A 21509-nucleotide genomic window follows, 5' to 3' on the forward strand; every position below is an offset into this window, starting at 1 on the left:
GCCTAATCCCTTTCTTTTCTCGGGATTTTTCCGTCATACAGCTTCATCCGCTGGGTTCCGCAGGGTGGCAGCATCGTTTTCATCCGCTCCAGAACGGGAGCGTAGCTGAATTCCTGAATCGGCAGGTCTATCCGGGTATGATTCAGAGCGCTCAGACACATGGCTTCCAGAATCTCATAACCATGGTACGAAATATCGATGTTACAGGAATGCGGCTTGGAATCATCGTCCATCCATTCGGCGAATTCGGTATAATACGGCGTCTGAATCGGCACCTGCTGATGATTCCGCCAGCCGGGATCCTTTCCCTCCACCAATCTTCCATTGGTCGCTTTGGTGCATGCTCCCCAAAAGCCGTCCGTTTCGGCATACACATATCCGTCCGTTCCATAAACGGTCAGACGGTTGTCGCTGCTGGCATATTCCGGCGGGTTATGTGCTTCGCTCAAATAACCGCACTCTATGTAAGCCCGCACTCCGTTTTTCAGCTCCATTGTCCCCAGCAGATAATCGGGAGCGGGGTGGGAGTCCTCCAGGGTAGCGGGGCCGTGAACGTGTCCCACCACCCATTTTGCCGGGTAGCCGCCGTTGATCCACAAGGTGTAATCCACATAATGGGTGCCCAGCTGTGAAAACCACGCCTGTGTCTCCACATGGATCTTGCGGATCTCTCCGATTTCTCCCGCTTCAATTCTCTGCTTCATCCGGCGCATTTGCGACAGATATTTTTGCTGGTGGCACACCACGGCCTTGATTCCATGCTGATGGCATAAATCCCGCATAGCCTTTGCTTCCTGCAGAGATTCGGCCATCGGCTTTTCCAGTGAGATTCCCTTGACGCCGTACCGAACCGCCAGCTCGACCATATTTAGCCGATCAGAAGGGTAGGTGACAAACACAAAAATATCCGGACGCACTGTGGAGAGCAGCTGTTCCGCGTCTGTGAACAGAGGAATCTGCGTCAGTCCGTATTCCTCCGCAACCTTTTGCGCCACGGATTCGTCCCGATCGCACAGGCCAACCACCTGATACTGGTCCGGGTTTTCCAAAAGGCCCCGCAAATGGATTTTTCCCCGTACACCCAAGCCTAAAACAGCCACTGTATACCGTTTCACTGAACTTGTCATCTCCTGTTCTGAAATTGAGCCATATAGAGGCCATCCAAGCGAACCACTTCGTCCGAATCCTGCAGCGCTCTGGGGGATTCATCCTCTACCATCACCCAGCCGCGATATTCCTGCTCTTCCAAATAACGGACAATCGCGGGATAATCAATCGTGCCTTCTCCCATAATGGCCCATTCATTCGGCCCCAGACGATCTTTAAAATGCACATGGCGTACTTTGTCCTGATATTGGCGCAGAATCGCGAGGGGATCCATCCCCCCATTTGCAATATGTCCGATGTCCGGAGCATACCCGATATCGGTACGGTGCAAAAAATCAAATAGGATACGGTAATCCTCTTCTGTGAGGAACAAGGAATTTTTGCCGGAATTGGGGTGAAAACAGCAGACGATCCCCTGTTCTCCCGCCCGGCGCGTCACCGACTCCATGCAGCGGATCAGATTTTGCCTTCTTTCATATAGCGCCTCTCCGGTTCCCCGCTGGATGTCTCCGGCGTGATGGGACAACATCAGCTTGGCCCGGGGGAAACGGGACACAAACGCGATCGCCTGATCAGAAAAACTCTTTTCCTCCGGTGTTTCTTTGGCTCCTTGCCAGGGCTGATGCAGCACCAATGCGGCAAGCTCCATGTGCTGCTGTGCCAAAAGCTCTGCCACTTGATCCGGCTGGTGAAAATAAGGCCCCAGCATCCCGGTTTCTGCTTCAATTCCCTCAAATCCTGTCTGCGAAGCAACTTGAATGATATGGGGCATCTGGCCCTGAAACTTTTTCTGATTCATTTTCCACGGATAGGTTTGGCACCCATATCGGATTTTGCTCATACTTTTTCGTATGACTGACGGTTCCTCATACTCTCCCTCCCTTTCTACATTTCGCCTTTTTCCTGTAAAACAGAAGCATTGTGACAAATGCCACGTTTCTTTCTTTGATTGAATTATAACAATGGAAGGAAGAGCAGTCAATTCATAGCCGGTTTTTTTACCTTTGTTTGTAGGATTTGCGTAAGAAAGCACTTGACTTTTTATCGTGTTTTTTTTAGTGCAGTCTGTGCACCTTCCCGTTTTTATAAGGCCAATTTCACCTGGATTTTGATTTTGCGTGTAAAAGAACCCCGCTTCATAGAAGCGGGGTTCTTCTGCACTCAACAATAGTTTCTAGGATTTATAGAAGTTTTTAAAATATTAAATTTTATTTTTTTGAATCTCTTTAAAAACGCTTTGATCATCTTTTGAAAAATCCAATACGCTTAAAGATTGAGTTAATTCGCCAGTCTCATAATTTAACTTTGTATATCCCCTTTCTCCGATAGCATATACATATGGTTTTATATCCTTATAATCAGTAATAACATCTATGGAATTGTATGAGCTTTGATCATATAAATCATAATACTTTTTATTGTTCGACGAATCCCATCCAAGTAAAACAACAAATCGAGCATGTCCGAAATAATCATGAGTATCTCTACCTCCAATAGGATATTCGGTCGTTTCCTCACATGAAACGAATGAACAAATACAGGCAAGTAGAAAAATGATAGTTATAAATTTTTTTAACATAAAGACCTCTAGTTGAAAAGTAATACCCACAGTACAAGAAGGGATTCAGCTTGCCGATGAAGTTGGTCTTGTCGTCGCTGCTGGTGTTAGTAAGAAGCTTATCCCAAGCGTCATAGCTGTATTCTACAACGACATTCAGGTCGCTGTCAACAATACCCATCACGTCGCCCTGCGCATTTTTCAAGTAGTAATAGGCGTCGTCGTGGTAGGTAAAGCCGACTCTGGTGCCGTCACTGTCATACATAAACCATATGGTATCATATCCGGTTCTTTGCGCAACAATGGTGCTGCCGTCCACCAGATAATCAGTTAAGGTACCGTCCACGGTCTTGCTGATACGGATACCATCATGGTTGTAGGTATAGCTGGTGATTTCTCCGTTCACTGTGGCGGTAGCCAGCTGGCGGCCTACCCAGGTAAAGTTCTTCCCGTCGCGGTAGGTGAGGGGATTTCCGATCTGGTCGTAGGTGAGAAATTGGCCGTCGTAGTTCGTCAGGAGATATCATTACTGCAGAAACTGAGAAACTGTTCCAGTGACTTTGTCCCTCGTAAATCGAGCTGATCTGGTACGGTTATTGGGGATACCTCTTTAAATTTTAACAAGGAAGTCATAAAAAGAAACAGAAATGCTTATAAGCATTTCTGTTTCTTTTTACATATTTTACAAATTGTGTCAATAGTATAAAAACTTTTTTCAGATGGGTGCAATGAAAACAATGATTTACTTATAATCAATCACAAAGTAATCGTCAATCAATTCTCCTTCCAAAGAATATACAAGCTTGTATTCCCCAGCATATTTATTTTCATAATAAAATCTTAAGAATACGATAATACATTCTTGTTCTGATTCTGCCCATGATATAAGAGTCAAAGCTGCCTTATAAAATTTAGGAACTAATAAATTTTCATCATAATTCGGAAATTGTTGATGAAATTCCTCTGCATATTCTGTCTGGTATGAAGTGAACTCCCGATTAAAATATTTGTAGATTTTCTCCTCAATATTATTATTAATTACCCAGCTTTTCAATTCTTTGGTATCCATATTTTGGTCCTCTCTTATTAGTGCAATGCCTTCTCGAACAATTCAAAAATAATTTGACCTTTATCATTCATGTTTCCATATATTCTCCAATCTCCATAATCTGCTTTGACTTTTAGTTCATATTGATATGCTTTTCCAGCCACTTTAGTTCCAGGTGCTAATCTTTTAATTCCGCTACCTTCTTTTCCAACAATACCTTTTGCTAATGCATTACCAAATGCAGTCCGACCTTTTTGCCCAAATCGATTTCCTACCTGATTCATTGTAGACCGTTGTATCCATCCCTGAACCTTGATTCCCCCACTAATTCCGTAAGCATAATTAGCAGCTAAAGAATCTCCATATAAAAATGCATAAAAGTACATTTCCCAACTGAAATCATTATTTTTTCCAAATTTGGCAGCGTACATATTTGCATATTTAATTGCTGATTCAATCTGGATTTTTTCAGCAGCTCTTAAATTGTTCTCCCGAATATTCCAAATTGCCTGACCCAAGGACGCTAACTTTTCCCAGATGAGACCATCGCTGTCCACTCTTGTTACAGGATTATTTCCACAGTACAAATATAAATTAGCAGCAGCTAAATCTTCTCCAATAGAAATATTACTGTCCGCATTCAAAAACCTACCAGTCTGTGCATCGTAGTATCTGCTGTTGAGATAATACAGCCCGGTTTCCACATCATAGTAATACCCGCGGTACAGGAAGGGATTCAGCTTGCCGATCAAATCAGCCCCGCTGCCGGTGGTCTCAATCAGCTTGCCCCATGCGTCATAGCTGTATTCTACAACGACATTCATCTCACTGTCAACAATGCCCGTCACGTCACCCTGCGCGTTCTTCATGTAGTAATAGGTGTCGTCGTGGTAGGTAAAGTCTACTCTAGCATCGACACGGTCATAACTTATTTGCCGTTAGCCTGCTCACAGGCAAGAGCAATATGAAATCAACGAGGATTAAAATGAGTGTTACTAGTGGATTATATCAGCACAAAGGAACAGCACTGAAAACGGTGCTGTCCCTTTGTTTCGTGATTTAATTTGAGTGACTTATAGTTTGTTCTGTTCTTCTAGATACACTTGCAATAAATACTTTAATAAAAACATGCTTTCAAAGTTTTCTAAAAAAGCGATAATCATTAACATAACTGAAAGGAATATAGCGTTTGGGTCTTGAGAGGTATCGTTAATAAATAACCTTGCAGCGATGAATCCAGAAAAACTACCAATAAATGACCACCTAGTAATACTTGTATTATTGCTGGCCTCTCTGTTGTAAGCACCCTTTTTTATTAAATGAAAAACTAATACGAAAAGGAACCCTATATTAACAACTATCAGTGCGAGTAATATTAATAGTAATGGCATATTATCTTTAGAATTTAATATTGCGAATCGATATGATGCCACTACTAAGATGACAGATAAGTTAATTGATTGGATACCAACAAATAAATTCTGCTGTTTTAATGTAATTTTACTAGCTGAAATTAACTTTGTAGCATAACCAGTAACAAGGACATTTCCAGTAAATAAAATCACAATCAAAGATTGGTTAATCAAGTAAATGATAACACTAAGTCCCCAAGAGAGCAAAACACGCGTGAATACCTGTTTCTTCTTAATTGGGGTGTAATTGTAGTTAATAAAAGACACGATACTTTCTTTTTCAATTCTCATTTTTCACCAACTGTTTGCAAAATCTTTTACATGTCCTCTGATAGTATTGCCTTGAATTGAAATCCCATCAGTAAACACATAAATTGTAGTTCCTATCACAAATCCTGCTGCTGCTCCGACAATATTTCCGAAAACTGGAGCAACTGTGCCAACTGCTGCACCCAAAGCGCTACCAGCCGCTCCAGCAGCCCATATACTACCACCAGAGACTGCTATATCTACAGTGGCATCTATTAAGATTTTCTTTTGAGAAGCATGATTTTGGATATTATCGTAGATACCAATACCTGTATCAAGAGCTACAGCGCCATAACCGACTTTACCAAGAACTTTACTTGAAGTGCTTTCAAATTTTTTGATTTTTCTTAGATCTTGCGAAACAGTCTTTTTCCATGTGCCGGCTCCAATATTTTTAGGACGCGGAGCACTATTTACCGAATTAGCAAGTGCAAGAGAGCCTCCGGCACTTCCGATCGATAGTCCATCTGCTACAAGACCATAAACATTACTGGGATCAGTTAAATAGTTATTAACAAAACTTTTTACAGAATTAACAACTGATTTAACAGTATTGCTAATCCAATCCCAAACTTTTCCCAAACCCATAGGATCATGGAAGTTAGTTGGGTTATTACTGCAATAAGCAAACAAATTGTACGCCAGTACATCTCTGTTTAATCCTAAAATAGTATCCGCATTCAAATATCGCCCTGTCACCGGGTCATAATACCTACTGTTCAAGTAGTACAGCCCCGTCTCGACATCATAGTAATACCCGCGGTACAGGAATGGATTCAGTTTACCGATGAAATTGGCCTCGTTGCCGGTGGTTTCAATCAGCTTGCCCCATGCGTCATAGCTGTATTCTACAACGACATTTAGGTTGCTGTCAACAATGCCAGTCACGTCGCCTTGGGCGTTCTTCAAGTAGTAATAGGCGTCGTCGTGGTAGGTAAAGCCGACTCTGGTGCCGTCACTGTCATACATAAACCACAGGGTATCATAGACAGTGTTTTGTGCCAGAATGGTGCTGCCATCCACCAGATAATCTGTTGTGATGCCATCCACTGTCTTGCTGGTGCGGATACCGTCGCTGTTGTAGGTATAGCTGGTGATTTCTCCATTCACCGTGGCGGTAGCCAACTGGCGTCCTGCCCAAGTAAAGCTCATGTCGTCGCGGTAGGTAAGAGGATTACCGATTTGATCATAAGTGATGGATTGGCCGTCATAGCTGGTCAGTACATCTTTCCAGTTGTCATTATCGTAGGAGTAAGAAACATTGAGGAATGCGTTTCCCGGTTGACCGGTGGAATAGAGATAGTATCTGACCCGAGTAATATTTCCGCCCACATCATAGTCGTAGGTGATTGTGTTCCCGGCCTTCTGGTCATCCACACGGACAAGCTGATTTAACTGGTCGTAGGTATAGGTGGTGAGGTTTCCGGCAGCATCCGTTACAGTACTGATGTTTCCATTGTTGTCGTAGGTGTAGGCGCAGGAGGAAAGAGTGGCGACGTTTGTATTTCCTACTCTCTTGTAATTAAAGTGGTTTTTCGTTAAGGTGGTTGTACGGTTTCCAGCGGGGAGGTTCACAAACTCCACCTGAGTGCGAAGAGTCGGATCGGTGCTTGCAACATGATTCACATCAGTGATGAAAATTCGGTTGAGCGTATCGTAACTGAATGTCATTTTTCCACCGGATAACAGGTTGGTCTCCTTTTTCCGGTTATCCACGGTATAGGTGAACGAAGTGAGGCGGGTCTGGTTTTTGAACCGGAAATACTGGCTGATAATACGATTCATGTCATCATATCTCTGACGAATTTCGGTATCCACTCCAAACGTTTTTCGTACCAAACGGTCTGCCATGTCATAGAAAAAGTTCGTGATTTTAGGAGTTGCCTCAGAGGTATCGGTTACTCTGGCCAGATTCCCGCGCGCATCGTAATCATACTGATACGTCGGCGCGTTATTCTTTTGTACGGAGATGACACGGTTATACGGGTCATATCCATAGCTGATTTTGTAATTATTGCCATAGAGGGAATACAGCAGGTTTCCGTTTCCGGTTTCGTAAACGTGAGTGATCAGGTTCTTGGTACCAACTTTGATATTGACGGTATTTCCAAAGCCGTCATAGCCAAAATAGTAATCGAACCCGTTGTGGGTGATCTTAGACAGCAGGTCGGCCTCATCGTACTCATAACTGACCGTTACGGTACCGGCACTGCTCAGTGCACTGACTTCCGTCAAAAAATAATTGTCCGAGTCATAAGTGTAACTTGTCTGATATCCCTTGGGATCAGTGACAGAGTGAATGAGACCGGTAATCGCATTGATGCTGTAAGTAGTGATGTTTCCGCGCTGATCGGAAGCAGAGGTTCTGTAATTCCCGTTACTGCTGTATCCTTGTATGGTCTGCAGGTAAGGGTTAGCGGAAACTGTGGTGTTGATTTCACCGGAATCATTAATGACACCCATTTTAGTATCTATCACATTCCCCTTGCCATCGTAGCTGTAATACATACCGATTTTGGTTTGTTCGGACTGAGCGGATCTTAAGCGGTGAAGATTTCCCTGATTGTTTTGATCTCCATAAAAGTATCCATAGGAATCATTATTGCGCTGTTTTGCAAGGAGAAGCTCTTTGGCATTGGTATATGTGTACGTTTCATTATTGTATGCGTTTTGTCTGGAGGTAATCGGCTGGCCGTTTGGGTCATAGGTAAACGTAGAGCCTGTTTCATCCAGATTCAATTGCACATCATAAAAGTAAGCGGAATTCGCGTTTTTATAATAGATGATATAAAATTCTACTCGATCAATGATTTTGTCCAGATTGTCCTCCAGTGTATAAACAGGACCGGTGGTGTATTGCTCTCCACTTGAATCCGGATTAAACGGTACGACTGTCCACTGCTTTGTACCGTCCTTGAAGATCAAACCAAGGTCAAGAGCAAAATACCGGCCGAGAGTAGCGTCTGTCGGAATGGAATTCCCGCGCGCTTTTCCGGACATCACAAATGCAATTGTTCTTGCTGATTTGTTAATCGGAATTTTTTGGCTTAAGCTTTTGTTTATCGTCGGATTTCCCTTGATGTGCATCTCTTCATTGGAAATTCCGTCGCCGGATTCCAGCCCGCTGCCAGTCCAATTGATTGGGATATAAGAACTGCCGTCGGTGGGGTATTTCAGCGACGAATTTTCCAGCATATTATAAAGATTGGCCACATTTCCGGTTTCAAGCTGCAGGCAGTCGAACCATGCGGTTCCAGTTGCGCCGATCAGCCCGGCATTGAGGGCGACCTCGGTTGTTCCTGCCGGAACAGTAAAGGTCAGGGCAATCCTGTTCCAGCCATCGGGGAGACTGCTCGAAGCGCTGGAGGTTCCGTTGATTCCGCCTTGACCGATGAATTCTGCCGGATTATCGCCGATCGCCTGTACAAACAGATTGGCAAATCCATCGCTAACCCCTTCTGTTTTGACATAGGCAGAAAACGTATACGTATCCCCCGGCACTAAATCTGTTTTCACCTGCCTTGCGCCGACCATGCCGGTTCCGGACTGTGTCTGCGTTACTTTCAGAGAGTTATTCCCCAGAAAAGCATTGTCAGAAGCTATGGTCATCTGCCCGGTAGATGTGCCTTGCCGATAAAGAGTCCAGGAAGGGGGCGATTCTGTCAGCTCGGCACTATGATTCGTCAGCAGGTTTACAACAGACCGGATCGTTGCCGCCTGAGCGGATATTTTATTTCTTTGAGGAATTTTCTCGGGATTTACGGTATAGCCGTATGCACTGGCGGAACCATCTGCGTTTACCACGCTGACTGCCCTGCCGTACCGATCAAAGCCGTAGGTTTCATTCTGTGATTTTCCCAGCGCAGAGAGATATTGAAAATCGGTTGTGTTGTCTATTTTATAAGTCATCTTAACCGTATTTCCAATCTCACCGGACTCGGAATACTCCTTGGCACTGGTTACGCGATTCCGAATCATCCAGTCCGAACCATTGAGCTCGTAGGCGTATTCCATCCGGCTCCCGTCAATGTCTGTCGCCGAAGTCAGTAGATTCCCGCTGTTATAGGCATAGCGTGTGATTTTACCGTCAAAAAAGGTGATGGAAGTCAGAAGCTTATTATCGGTGTCGTAGCGGAGCTGCGTCCGTTTTCCATCCGGCGTCGTAATGGAATCCAAGTTTCCATAGCTGGTGTAGCCAAGAGTCGTTACCCGGCCTGCACCGTCCGTAATGGTGGAGAGCTTTACACCGCTGTAAGCCAGAGTGAGTGCATTTCCATTGATATCGTATATCTTTCTGAGATAGCCCGACTGTGTAAATGTTTTTTTAGAACCATCCTGATAGCTGAGCGTATAATACTCATCGGTGCTGCCCCCGATGGTGAGGATCATGTCATAACCGTCTTCATCCGTATACCTGGAAGAATTGGAAGGATCCGTCACAAAAAAAGTGCTCAGTTCCGTCTTCGTCCAGATACAGGAATTTGTATCCGGCGGCGGTCAGCAGCCTGAATTTTTCCTTTTCCGCGTCATTTGTCGCGTTAGATTCGGCGGTGCTGTCAATCCGCTGACTCAGGTTGCTTTGGAACCCCATGCCAAAAGTTCCGCCGCGTTTCCCGTCTTTAAACTGCGTGCCGGACATGCTGCTGTTAAACACCAATCCATAATTCAACGGCATCAGCTCTCCGGTAGTCCCGGTAAGTGGAATGGTGAATACCAGATTTCCGGTATAGTCATTGACATGGCCGGTTCCTGCTCTGCCGGCAGACTGTTGGTGATAGCTCCAGTATGGTTCCAATCCGGTGTTGTTGACATAACGAATTGTAAGGGTAGGGTACAGACCGGTACCCGACGGATAATCAGAGGAATAAAACTGGTTTCTGACCGCCGCGGATTCATTGTTTGCCGCCAGCAGAACACCTTTATGGCCTCTGGAACCGTCATACCATCCCTTGACCAGTTTTGTCAAATCCCAGGAGACGACCTTTTCGTTTGTGCTTTGAGAAGTTACAGCATAATCAAGGATTGGCCCATTCATTGCCGATTGAACTGCCGAAAGGGTGTTGTTCCATGTGTCGCTATGTTCATTCCAGGCGGAACCCATCTCATATGCGTTGATTAGCATCGAACCGGTGGAAGGATCCATCCCATTTTTGAACTGTACCAGATTCATTTGAGCCTGCACCACCATGTCGCCCTTATCCATTTTAGGAAGATCAAAGTCCATCAAAATCCGGCAGGTTTTATAGGTTACGGTTTCATTTCCAATGTACATGCTCCCCATATAGCCAAAGTTGTTATTTGGGGCGCCGGAGCTGACGAAGGTATCCCGGACAGTGCCGCCAGAACCAATGGCTGGGTCGATCGTAATAGGATAGACTCTGGAGGAATCGCTCAGCCATTCTTCATTGGGAGCGATTTCAATTTGCAGCTGTTCCGAATCCTGCTTTAGGATGCGCATGGAAACCGCGGTGCTGATGATACCTTTAGAGTCAGTCATGGAAGGCGCTTTGATGGTATAGATCGGGTTTTCCTGCTTTGCGTCTTCTGCTTCGTACAGAGCAATCGTTTGATCGCTGTTTTGCTTTGGAATCAGTGAGCCGATTTGGTAGGTTTCCGTGAATTTCCTCTGCGCATCCCCGGATTTCAAAATAATATTTTCTTTTACAGAGGAAGCAAAAATCAGGTACTGCACGTCAACTTCAGGAAGCACGTTACGATACATGACTTCACTGTTCAATTTTTTCAGCCATAAGAACTGATCGTTATGGCTTTCAGCGGCTGGCGCTTTTTTCGTCACCAATTCAGAAGCGACTTTCTTTGCACCGTCCAATCCCCAGCGGATCGAATGCTTATCTGTTTTCAGGGCGACGATGCCCTCCGGCTTGATTACCTTTTCCATACTGATGGAAGTGCGGCCTGCCTTGTTGATAAGCCGCTGAGATGTTTCAGGTGCTTTCGCGTCTGTTACACTGAGCGTGTTGTCAATATCCTGCCATAAACCCAAATCGTCTTTGTAATGAATCGGCTGATCATACGAGGCGGCCAAAAATGTGCCGTCACTCATCAAAAAGGTCTTGGAGGTTTCCGTCCGTTTTTCCGGATATTCGGTGATGATGGCTGCGCCTTCAAAGGTCGTATCTTCATTGTTTGGAATCCCAATTTCCTGAACCTGCTGATCTACGGTGCTGTTGATACGTTCTTCAGTTTCTTTTGATGTAAAAGCGTTCATCATGTGACCTCCTTACTATTATTTGGTTGTTTTGGGTTTATTTGGCTTGAGTATAAAACAAATAAAGAACTAAGTCAACATAAGTAACAAAAAATTTACATAATGTTTATAAGGGGTTGTGAATAAACTCCGGTTATTACAGTGGTTTTTGTAGTATCTGAAATAAATAATAGATTTTATAGGTTAACAGAAATCCTTGTTTATGTGAACTTTGCAGAATCTTTTCCTGAGATTGATTACTCCAAAATATCAATCGAAGCATTCGTTGGTTTGCTATCGGGAATCGCATTGATCCGCAGTTTGTCATAATCGCTTTTGAAAATTTGCAAAGTAAATCAGATGCAGCATGCGCGTCAGAAAACCCTAGTATCAGCAGAAAACAACGCGCCGCATGAAAGAAAGAGCTGTTATAACAAAGAATTTCTTTTATCCTCATGAACAGGTACAAGTTTTTTTGACGACTTGCCTATTAGTCAATACTTGTAATATAAAGCCTCCCGGTCGGCGCATTTTCGCGCCGACCGGGAGGCCAAATGAATTGTTTGGATTTTTAATGAACAATTGAATTTACTGGTACTCGGGTTCGTAAATATAGTCGGCAGCGCAGTAGACAATATCACCGTCTTTGATCGTCAGCTCAGGCTTGAGCATGTGATCGGCCTCAAATGCGCTTCCTTTCCAATCGCGGTATGTCTGGTGGAATTCTTTCCAGTCAAAAATGGCGACGTCTGCTCTTGCCCCTTCGGACAGGCAGCCGATTTCTCCAGTCATCTTCATCAGGCGGGCCGGCGTGCTTGTTGCCATTTGCACCACCTGCCGCATGGGAATTCCCATGCAAATATAGCGGGACATCAGGTTCGGCAAAGAAAAAATCGTGCGCCGATACATACTGCCCAGCACTAAATCTGTACTGCAGATATCAGCGATAAAGCCCTGTGCCATCGCGGCTTTCATCACATCGTAGTCGCCATGCTTGCGGCCCTCGGCAGTGTCAAACCAAATGCCGCGTTCCCGTGCTTTGCGAACGCATTCATACAGCTTTCCGTTTTCGTCGATGATTGTGTTTTTTGCACCCTGATAGACATGTTCGAAAATGTCGCCGGGGCGCAGTACCTCCAGCACTTCGCAGGTGGGAACCGGAAGATTGGTGCAGTGTACTTCTACCGGGCAGTTGATTTTATCTGCAATGGCGACCGTAGCTTTCAGCGGTTCAATTCCAAGACCCATAGCCAGTTCTTCACTCTGCCTGATTTTCAGTCCCAGAATATTGTCTTTGTTTTCTTCATAGATTCGGGCAATTTTTTCTGCATTAAAGTATTTGGGGTCGATGCACTCGTGGTAACTGGTGGTAACGAGTCCTGCCGAGCACATCTGCAGAAAGCTTTTGATGGTCACCTTGCTTCTCTCGATCACTGCGGAGCGGAACATCCGGTAATTGGAAACGCCCGCGGTTGCATCCACAGCGCTTGTTACTCCCGTTGGCAAATAAGCGAGATCCGGGTAGATTCCGATATCTGTTCCTTCCGCAAACATATGCGCATGCGCATCGATCAGTCCGGGGAAAACATAACGTCCGGCAGCGTCAATCGTGTGCTTTGCCGGTTCTCCTTCTTCGTATTTTGTGATTTTTCCGTTATAAATGGCAACCGGCTGAATGTTGTCGACCTGATTGAGCGGGTCGATCACGTGGCCGTTGATGATTAATAAATCCAGCATTTCTTTCCTCCTTTTTCATTGATGCAATTTCGCCGTACAGGAATACGGATTTCTCCGTATTCCTGTACGGCTGTGTCGGTGAATACTCAGTCCGCTTTCATCTGACCTCTCATATAAGCCAATAGAATAGCAATAATGGAAGACACGGCCGAAACCATACTGGCCGGTACTGCAATCGCTTTATATAGCGAAGTGGACAGCGCTCCATTCAATGTAATAACAGCAAATCCCTGCGCAAGGACCATCAGTGTAACTGCTACAAAGAAAATGATGGTGGTGATAACACAAAGGGCGTCTAAAATTTTCTCTGCCGTTTTCATGGGAATCCTCCTTTTACAGACTATTGAATAATAGGCAGTACTCCGACTGCTACCAGAGTGGCTACCCCAATCAACGGAAGGACATAGTCGGTGATTAGCGGTACAAAAATAACCTTGGGGTCATCTACCTCGGCCAATCCGCACGAAATAAAGATAGGAGACGAGCTGGGGGGAGAGGCGCCTTCCGTAGAAATGCAGATCATAAACGCAACGACTGCGGCAATCGGGTTTACTCCCGCGCCCACAAAAACAGAGAACGCAACGGAACCCACGGCAGCGGTTGTGGCAACGGCGCTCAGGGGCCCGGCTACCAGCACGATCATGATGCAGGTCAGGATAATCATAACCAGATTCGGCAGGGTAAGAGCTTCCAGAAGCACCTTGAGGTCCTGGTCGAAGCCGACCATGGTCAGCACATTGCTGGCGGCCAGAGCAAACAGAAGTACGCCTCCGACGGTTGCAAAGGTCGGCTGGCAGCCCTTGAGCAGGCCGATCCATTCACTGCCTGTCTGGGGCAGGCTCTTTCTGCCGACAATCAGGCAAATCACGCTGACAACGACGGGAACCCACAGAACGATATTGATCGAAGAAACGCCCGCTTTGGCAAAGGATTCCGCAGCAGTCAGGAACTTTGCGATGGGGCCCATGGTCAATAGCAAGGGGATCGCGATACCGGCCAGCATCAGCAAAGAAGTCCAGTTATCATGGAAGGATTGGCCGAACGGCTTGATCTGATCCTCCGGAACTGCCTGTACATTGTATTTTTTCGCATACAGCCATACCCGGATCAGTCGATACACGAATGTCCACGCGCCGCCGCACAGCACGGCAATATAAGCTTGCCCGACCGTCATTGCAGCTGCAACCGGGGCCAGACCTAACAGAAGAAACATGGCGGTGCAGGAGGGCATGGATTGCCCAACACCGGCATTGCCCGCATTCATGGTAGCGGATACTTCTTTCGGCCAGCCGCTTTCCTTCATCCACGGGACTGTAATGGCGCCGACCGTTGCACAGTTGGCAATCGCATTACCGGATACCAGGCCGAATAAAAAGCTCGCGCATACGGAAACATAGGCCGCGCCGCCTTTTATGCGGCCTATAATGGAGTTTAAAAGTTCAACCAGACGAGCGATCATTCCCGTCTTTGTCATAATGACCGACATCAGCAAGAACAGCATGGTCGCGAGAAAAGAACTCTCTTTCGAGGCTGAGAGCAAAGCGGTGCCCAAAGTGCCCGGAAAAGCAGAAAATCCATTGAATAACGCGACGATAAGAAAACCGATGCCCATGCACTCGGCTATGTTTCTTTTCAATACAAGCATCCAGATAATGATCGCTGCGATGTAAATGATGAATGCCCAGATGCCGATTCCGATTCCCAAAATCATGAATCATTCCCTCCTTCTCAGAACTTATCCTGTACATTTTCCTTGAATTATTTCCACGTTCTTCTTCGCCAAAGTATCTTCTACCCACTGGCGTTTTGCAGTGCCATTTTTTGCGGCGGTCACCTTGCTGGCATCCGCTTCCGCATATTTTTTCGCATCCTCCAGAATCTGAGCCGCGTCTGCTCTGGGAATGATGATGACGCCGTCCCGGTCGCCCAGAACAATATCCCCGGGATTTACCGCAATATTGCCAATGGAAATCGGCACGTTGATCTCACCCGGGCCTTCCTTGTACGGGCCGCCGGGGGTAGATCCGGTTGCATACAGGAACATCTCCATCTGAGACAACTCCTCGATGTCACGGATCGGGCCATCCAGTACAATGCCCTGTACCTTGCGGGTGCACTGTGCGTAAACCGCCATGATTTCCCCCATCAGGGAGTGTGTGCGGTCTCCTTCGTTGGATACGATAATGACGTCGTCAGGGCCGGCCATATCCAGAGCCTTGTGCAGCATCAGGTTATCGCCGGGGCGGGCCTTCACGGTCAACGCTGCGCCTGCCATAATGGGCCTTTCCGGGCTGCTGATCAGGTGAATCTGGGAATTCAGTGCACAGGAGCGTCCCATGGTGTCCGCTACATTTGCCGCGGGCAGAGCACGAAAGCCCTCCATCACTTTTGCATCCGGTAAATCACGTTCCAGAAAAACTCGGTTTCCTACACTCATGTTCTCTTTCTCCTCTCATTGTATCAGAATTTATTTTTCTGCCTGTATCAAATCTCTCAGCTCCGGGACGACCGCGTGCAGAGGCCGTCCGCAGAAGTAATCGTCTATGTTCTGCGCGCAGGCCACAGAAGCGCGGCTGGAGGCTTCTTTTGTGGCTGCACCAATGTGCGGGGCGGTCAGTACATTGTCCATTTGCAGCAGGGGGTTATCTTTCTGAAAAGGCTCATCCCAAAGCACGTCCAGCCCGGCCCCGGCGATCTGCTTTTCCTGAAGCGCCTGAATCAAAGCCGGTTCGTCTACAATCGAGCCGCGGGCGGTGTTGATCAGGAAAGCGGTTTTTTTCATCAAAGAAAACTCACGGCTGCCAATGCTTTTGACCGTTTCCTCTGTAGCCGGTACATGAAGGGATACATAGTCGCTGACGCGGAAAATCTCGTCCCTGTCCTGCGTCATCTCGATGTAATCCGGCAGCTCTCCGCGGTGGAAGGGGTCAAAGGCGATTACCTTCATATCGAACCCCATGGCGGCCTTTTTTGCGACCAGCTTGCCGATATTCCCCAAACCGACGAGGCCCAGCGTCTTTTGATTCAGTTCTGTTTTCGGAACCTTAAATTTCGCGTAGCTGTAATCCTCCTGATAGAGCTTCTGCACCGTCTTAAAGTTGCGGGAACAGTAGAGCATATAGAAGATCGCCAGCTCAGCCACCGAAATGCTGTTTACACCAGGCGCGTTCATCACCAGAACGTTATGCCGGCGTGCCGCCTCTAGATCGATTCCGTCATATCCTGCCCCGTGCCGGGCGATGACACGCAGGTTGGGCGCCGCATCTAAAATTCTGGCGGTTATTTTTGCGGTGCGGACAATCATGGCGTCACACTTTTCAATGTCTGAGAGAATATCTTCTTCGCCGGGGCCTTTCCCCTCGACGATCTCGTAACCATGTTCGAGTAAGTAATCGTATCCCTCTTTCAAAATAGGTTGTGGCAGTAGTACCTGATAGGCCATTGTGTAGCCTCCTTTCTTGTTACACTCCAATAGAAACGCAATTTCTATGCCAACTGATTTTAAATTTTTAAAAAATATTGACAAAACGCTGAAAAGGCGGATGAAATCTGCATGTTTTTTCTTTTCGGACACAAAAACAGGTTTTATTTTCTGATTGAACATTTTAAAAAATCGTGGTATCATTTTCATATGAATTTCACTTTTGAAATTCATATGAAATGGAGGGCTTGCCCGTGAAAGAGATTCGCGACATTATGATATTTGCCGCATCCGATGTTTTTACCTCTGTTGCAAGGCAGATTATCCAAAAGCGCCGCCTGACCAGCCGGGTGGGGATTATTGAGGCGACCGGAAAGCATACGATCCGCAATGCCAAAGAAGCTGTTTCCGCCGGGGCCAAGGTGCTGATTGCCAGAGGACGCAACGTGCGGCTTCTGGAGGAGAATGTGCCCATTCCGGTGGTGGATGTTCCATATCTTTACGAAGAAATCTATGAATCCGTTCAGATGGGCGATTGTGCGCCGGAGGAAATTGCGCTGATCGGGTTCGACAGTGCCTATGATACCATGCTGCGCTTCCGCCGGATTTCCGGCATGGATGTGCAGGTGATCGATCCCAAATCCCCGGATACCGTCGAGCAGGATATCATTGGCGAGCTTCGCCCCGGTACCCGCCTGCTGATCGGCGGATTTTCCGTAAAGCAGGCCGCCGATGCTCACGAGCTGCGCCATGTGATGCTGCGGGTTCACTCCGGCAATGTGGAAACGGCCATTGACCGGGCGCTGAATATTCTGATGTCGATGGAGGCAAAGGATGAGTACCTTCAGACGATTCTGGCCACCATCAACGGAACACCCGACGCAATTTTGAACTATTCCCCCACAGGGGAACTTCTTTTTCTGAACGATAATGCCAAAGCCCTGTTCCACAACCGGTCATCGGAAGAAATTCTACATCTTCTCTTTCCGGAGAAGGAGGCCGATCGGGTCCTGAATCAAAAGGAACCCATCCAGAAGTCGATTGTCAATCTGTTCTCTCGCGTGTATCTGGTGAACTGCAGGCCGATCATTGTGAATGCGCAGCTGAAAAGCGTGGTTATCATTGTCGGCAGCGGAAACCGAATTCAATCCGCGGAAAAACAGATCCGCATGAAGCTGAGTGAAAAATATCCGGCCGCCCGATATACCTTCCTGGATATTGTGGGAGAAAGTGCTCCCATCAAAGAGACGATCCGGCTCGGGAAAAAATATGCGGCAAGTAACAGTGCAATTCTGATTTCCGGTGAAACCGGCACGGGGAAAGAGGTTTTTGCACAAAGCATCCATAACGCCAGCGGCCGGGCCAACGAGCCTTTTGTGGCGATCAACTGCGCGGCCCTACCGGAATCCATTCTGGAAAGCGAACTGTTCGGCTATGTAAAAGGGGCGTTCACCGGGGCCAACAAAGAAGGGAAGATGGGGCTGTTTGAGCTGGCCCACGGCGGGACTGTGTTTCTGGACGAAATCGGCGAAATGAATATCGATGTTCAGGCAAAGCTTCTCCGTGTGCTGCAGGAGAAGGAGATCAGCCGACTGGGCGATAACAAGATTGTTCCGATCGATGTGCGGGTCATCAGCGCGACCAACAAGAATCTGGAAGAGCTGGTTCAGGAGAGAAAGTTCCGCGAGGATCTGCTTTACCGCCTGAATGTTTTGGAGCTGTATCTGCCGCCGCTGAGGGAACGAAAAGAGGATATTCCCCGCCTGATCGAGCATTATACCAGAAAAAACTGCCCGGAGATCACGTTTAGCAAAGAAGCGGTCACGCTGCTGCAGGAGGGCGCCTATCCGGGGAATATCAGGCAGTTTTTTAATCTTCTTGAGCGGGCGATTACTCTGTCCGAAAGCACGTGTATCGGGCCGGACTGTTTGGAGGGAGTGATCCGGCGCCGCCCCGCGGCGGTCAGTGATACACGGGCTGCTGTGGTGCCGCCTTCCCCCAGAGAATCCGTAATGGAGTATGAACGGGAGAAAATACAGGAGCTTTTGGCACGCAGCGGCGGCAACCGGGCACAGGCTGCCGCAGAACTGAATATCAGCACCACAACGCTTTGGAGGAAAATGAAAAAATACCGCTTGATCCCTTAGTTGCTTGCAGCCGCAAACCAGAGTGCGCCATAGCACGCAGGCCGATATTGCGCCAGTCAAACTTTAACAGTTCATCAGCAGAGTAAGTCTGATATAAAAGCGGCTCCCCATATGGGGAGCCGCTTTTATATGCGCTTGGAAGGAAATAAACACAAATGGCCTTATTCTTAATCGGTATATCGGATTTGATGATACTTTAAAATCTCAGCTCCCTAAGTACGCTTTTTGCACCATGTCGTTGCTGCGCAGTACTTCCGAGGTGCCTTCGAGAGTGATGTTGCCGGCCTCGATCACATATCCGCGGTTGGCGATCTTGAGCGCCTTGTTGGCGTTCTGCTCCACCATCAGGATCGTGATGCCCGACTCGTTCAATTCCTTGATGATCTGAAAGCAGGTATTCACCATAATGGGCATCAGCCCCATAGACACCTCGTCGATCAGCAGCAGGCGAGGGGAGAGCATCAGAGCGCGGCCGATGGCCAGCATTTGCTGTTCCCCGCCGGACATTGTGCGCGCCAGTTGATTTTTACGTTCCCCCAGCCGGGGAAACATCTCGTACACCTTTTGCAGATTGGGCCGTATCTGCTTGGTATCCGGCAGACGGTACGCGCCGATCCGCAGATTTTCCTCCACCGTCAGGTCCCCGAAGACGCGCCGGCCTTCCGGCACATAACCGATGCCCATCTCCGCCCGTTTGTGTGCGGGCAGTGCTGAAATGTCCTGCCCGTCGTACAAAATGCTGCCGGAATGAAGCGGAACCAGACCCATTGTGGCTTTGATCAGCGTGGTTTTTCCCGCGCCGTTGGGCCCGATGACCGACACCAGTTCGCCCGAATCGACCTTCAGGTTGATTCCATGGATGACCTCCATCATCCCGTAAGAAACATACAAATCTTTCATTTCCAGCATCAGTCATCCTCCTCCCCTAAATAGGCTTCAATCACCTGCGGGTCACCCTGTATTTGCGCAGGAATGCCCTCAGCGATTTTTTTGCCGTAGTTCAGCACGGCGATCCGGTCACAGACTTTCATCGTGATGGGGAGGTTATGTTCAATGAGGACAATGGTCTTTTTTTGTTCCTTGAGCTGCAGGATTAGCTCCGTGATCTGGTTGATCGCAAAGTTGGACAGACCGGCGGCAGGCTCATCCAGCATGATCAGAAGAGGGTCGGTGACCAGAACACGGGCGATTTCCAGGCGGCGCAGGTAGCCCAGAGATACATCGCGGGCCTTTTTGTCGCGCAGCTCTTCCAGCCCGACCAGCTCCAGTACAGACTCAGCCTTCTCCACCACTTCGGGGGTATGGCTTTTCCTGAAATAAGAGCGTACACCGGTGTATTCGTGGATTCCGGCTGCGGCCACCACGTTGTCCAGAATGGTCAGGTCCTTCAGGGGCTTCGAGATTTGAAAGGTACGGGCGATGCCCTTGCGCGCCATTTCGTGTGCGGGCAGGCCCTGCACCTCCGCTCCGCGAAGAAGCACCTTACCCCCGGTGGGCTTATACACGCCGCAGATGGCGTTAAACAGTGTGGTTTTGCCCGCTCCGTTTGGCCCGATGATACCGAGCACCTCTTCGGCATACACAGAAAGAGTAAGGCCGTCTATGGCTTTCAGACCGCCGAAATACATTTTCAGGTCTTCCACGCGCAGCAGCTCATCCATGGCTCTGCCCCCCTTTCTTTGGGAACAGGGAGACCCTGATTTTCACAAAGGCCCGCATCAGGGGACTGCCGTCGCCCAGCAGACCCTCCGGCATAAAGCGCACCATCAGCACCAGAAGGCCGCCGTAAAGCAGATTGCGGTAATCCGAGGCGGAGCGCAGCAGCTCCGGCGCCACTCCCAGTAAAATCGCGCCCATCAGGGGGCCGCGGATCGTGCCGAGACCACCTACTACCACCATGGAAAGAATTTGGATGGAAATCACGAAAGCAAAATCCGAAGAGAAAATGAAGCCCATACGGTGCGAGTAGATTCCTCCAGCCAGTCCGGCAATGGCGGTGCCGAGGATAAAGCTGAGGATTTTATATTGGCTGACGTTGACGCCGAAGGAGCTGGCCGCTTTTTCGTCGTTGTTGATGGCGGCCAATGCGATGCCGAACCAGGAACGCCTCATCTTGACGATCAAAAAGCATACGGCAATTACAACCAGGACTGCAAGGAAGAAAAACTCCCGGTTGCCCATGCGCTGCCCGAATAAATACGGCTTCTTGGTGGCAAGGCCCAAAGACCCTCCGAAAATTTCCAGATTGTTGAACAGCGCCACCATGACGAAGTTCAGGCCGATGGTGGTAATCGCCAGAAAGTCATTCTGCACGCGCAGGCTGGCGATACCCAGTATGGCGCCGCAGATTCCCGCAATGATCAGGCAGGCGGGCAGCGCAAGCCAGAAATTGAGCCCTGCGTTCGTCAGGAGTGCGGCGGAATAGGCCCCGATGCCGAAAAAGGCGGCGTGGCCCATCATGGCCTGCCCGGCATAGCCGGTGATGATGTTGAGCGACAGCGCCAAAATACTGAAAATGGCGACATTTGAGGCGATCGAAAACAGATAGTTGGTCATTTCCCC

18 protein-coding genes are annotated in these 21509 nt (G+C 47.8%); 1 reads left to right on the forward strand and 17 read right to left on the reverse strand.

What is annotated here, in order from left to right; translation table 11 throughout:
* Window positions 1–2 precede the first annotated feature (2 nt).
* From HMPREF1141_RS04695 to HMPREF1141_RS04755, 14 genes are all read right to left on the reverse strand, one after another.
* Window positions 3–1115 (reverse strand): Gfo/Idh/MocA family oxidoreductase, encoded by a 1113-nt coding sequence (locus HMPREF1141_RS04695; RefSeq protein WP_009061584.1) that lies wholly within the window; start codon window positions 1113–1115, stop codon window positions 3–5.
* A gap of 8 nt (window positions 1116–1123) precedes the next feature.
* On the reverse strand, window positions 1124–1906 hold the full coding sequence (locus tag HMPREF1141_RS04700) for a sugar phosphate isomerase/epimerase (RefSeq protein WP_196795024.1): 783 nt from the start codon (window positions 1904–1906) through the stop codon (window positions 1124–1126).
* Between the two features lie 402 nt (window positions 1907–2308).
* The gene (locus HMPREF1141_RS17280) at window positions 2309–2686 is read right to left on the reverse strand and encodes a hypothetical protein (RefSeq protein WP_155863495.1); all 378 of its coding nucleotides are present in this window, start codon (window positions 2684–2686) and stop codon (window positions 2309–2311) included.
* Window positions 2622–3071: a hypothetical protein gene (locus HMPREF1141_RS04705; protein WP_009061570.1), complete on the reverse strand. Its 450-nt coding sequence runs from the start codon at window positions 3069–3071 to the stop codon at window positions 2622–2624. Before HMPREF1141_RS04705 ends, HMPREF1141_RS17280 begins: the two co-directional genes overlap by 65 nt.
* Window positions 3072–3407: 336 nt before the next feature.
* Window positions 3408–3734, reverse strand: coding sequence for a hypothetical protein (locus tag HMPREF1141_RS04710; RefSeq protein WP_009061556.1), 327 nt, complete (start codon window positions 3732–3734; stop codon window positions 3408–3410).
* A gap of 17 nt (window positions 3735–3751) precedes the next feature.
* Entirely contained in the window at window positions 3752–4582 is an 831-nt protein-coding gene (locus tag HMPREF1141_RS16815) for an RHS repeat-associated core domain-containing protein (RefSeq protein WP_051044270.1), read from the reverse strand.
* Between the two features lie 204 nt (window positions 4583–4786).
* The gene (locus tag HMPREF1141_RS04720) at window positions 4787–5416 is read right to left on the reverse strand and encodes a hypothetical protein (RefSeq protein WP_035316561.1); all 630 of its coding nucleotides are present in this window, start codon (window positions 5414–5416) and stop codon (window positions 4787–4789) included.
* A gap of 3 nt (window positions 5417–5419) precedes the next feature.
* On the reverse strand, window positions 5420–9823 hold the full coding sequence (locus tag HMPREF1141_RS16820) for an RHS repeat-associated core domain-containing protein (RefSeq protein WP_009061565.1): 4404 nt from the start codon (window positions 9821–9823) through the stop codon (window positions 5420–5422).
* A gap of 13 nt (window positions 9824–9836) precedes the next feature.
* Window positions 9837–11663: a DNRLRE domain-containing protein gene (locus tag HMPREF1141_RS04730; RefSeq protein ID WP_035316562.1), complete on the reverse strand. Its 1827-nt coding sequence runs from the start codon at window positions 11661–11663 to the stop codon at window positions 9837–9839.
* Window positions 11664–12230: 567 nt separating this feature from the next.
* Window positions 12231–13379, reverse strand: a complete 1149-nt coding sequence (locus HMPREF1141_RS04735) for an amidohydrolase family protein (RefSeq protein ID WP_009061602.1) — start codon at window positions 13377–13379, stop codon at window positions 12231–12233.
* Window positions 13380–13465: 86 nt separating this feature from the next.
* Window positions 13466–13699: a hypothetical protein gene (locus HMPREF1141_RS04740; RefSeq protein ID WP_009061596.1), complete on the reverse strand. Its 234-nt coding sequence runs from the start codon at window positions 13697–13699 to the stop codon at window positions 13466–13468.
* A gap of 20 nt (window positions 13700–13719) precedes the next feature.
* Complete coding sequence (locus HMPREF1141_RS04745; RefSeq protein ID WP_009061559.1) at window positions 13720–15090, reverse strand: TRAP transporter large permease subunit; 1371 nt, start codon at window positions 15088–15090, stop codon at window positions 13720–13722.
* Window positions 15091–15114: 24 nt separating this feature from the next.
* Window positions 15115–15816, reverse strand: a complete 702-nt coding sequence (locus HMPREF1141_RS04750) for an RraA family protein (protein WP_009061574.1) — start codon at window positions 15814–15816, stop codon at window positions 15115–15117.
* 30 nt (window positions 15817–15846) lie between these two features.
* Window positions 15847–16821 (reverse strand): hydroxyacid dehydrogenase, encoded by a 975-nt coding sequence (locus HMPREF1141_RS04755; RefSeq protein ID WP_035316563.1) that lies wholly within the window; start codon window positions 16819–16821, stop codon window positions 15847–15849.
* Between the two features lie 233 nt (window positions 16822–17054).
* Here HMPREF1141_RS04755 and HMPREF1141_RS04760 point away from each other — a divergent pair, with 233 nt between their 5' ends.
* The gene (locus HMPREF1141_RS04760; RefSeq protein ID WP_009061555.1) at window positions 17055–18947 is read left to right on the forward strand and encodes a sigma 54-interacting transcriptional regulator; all 1893 of its coding nucleotides are present in this window, start codon (window positions 17055–17057) and stop codon (window positions 18945–18947) included.
* 204 nt (window positions 18948–19151) lie between these two features.
* On the opposite strand, the gene HMPREF1141_RS04765 is transcribed toward HMPREF1141_RS04760, so the two are convergent.
* Genes HMPREF1141_RS04765 through HMPREF1141_RS04775 form a run of 3 tightly spaced genes read right to left on the reverse strand, consistent with a single transcriptional unit; the run spans window position 19152 to window position 21503 of the window.
* Entirely contained in the window at window positions 19152–19856 is a 705-nt protein-coding gene (locus HMPREF1141_RS04765; protein WP_009061588.1) for an ABC transporter ATP-binding protein, read from the reverse strand.
* Complete coding sequence (locus tag HMPREF1141_RS04770; protein WP_009061592.1) at window positions 19856–20608, reverse strand: ABC transporter ATP-binding protein; 753 nt, start codon at window positions 20606–20608, stop codon at window positions 19856–19858. The genes HMPREF1141_RS04765 and HMPREF1141_RS04770 overlap by 1 nt, the downstream gene beginning before the upstream one ends.
* Window positions 20601–21503, reverse strand: a complete 903-nt coding sequence (locus HMPREF1141_RS04775) for a branched-chain amino acid ABC transporter permease (protein ID WP_009061546.1) — start codon at window positions 21501–21503, stop codon at window positions 20601–20603. Before HMPREF1141_RS04775 ends, HMPREF1141_RS04770 begins: the two co-directional genes overlap by 8 nt.
* Window positions 21504–21509 lie beyond the last annotated feature (6 nt).

Origin of the sequence: Clostridium sp. MSTE9 (assembly GCF_000277625.1) — a bacterium.
Taxonomy (GTDB): Bacteria; Bacillota; Clostridia; order Oscillospirales; family Acutalibacteraceae; genus Faecalispora; species Faecalispora jeddahensis.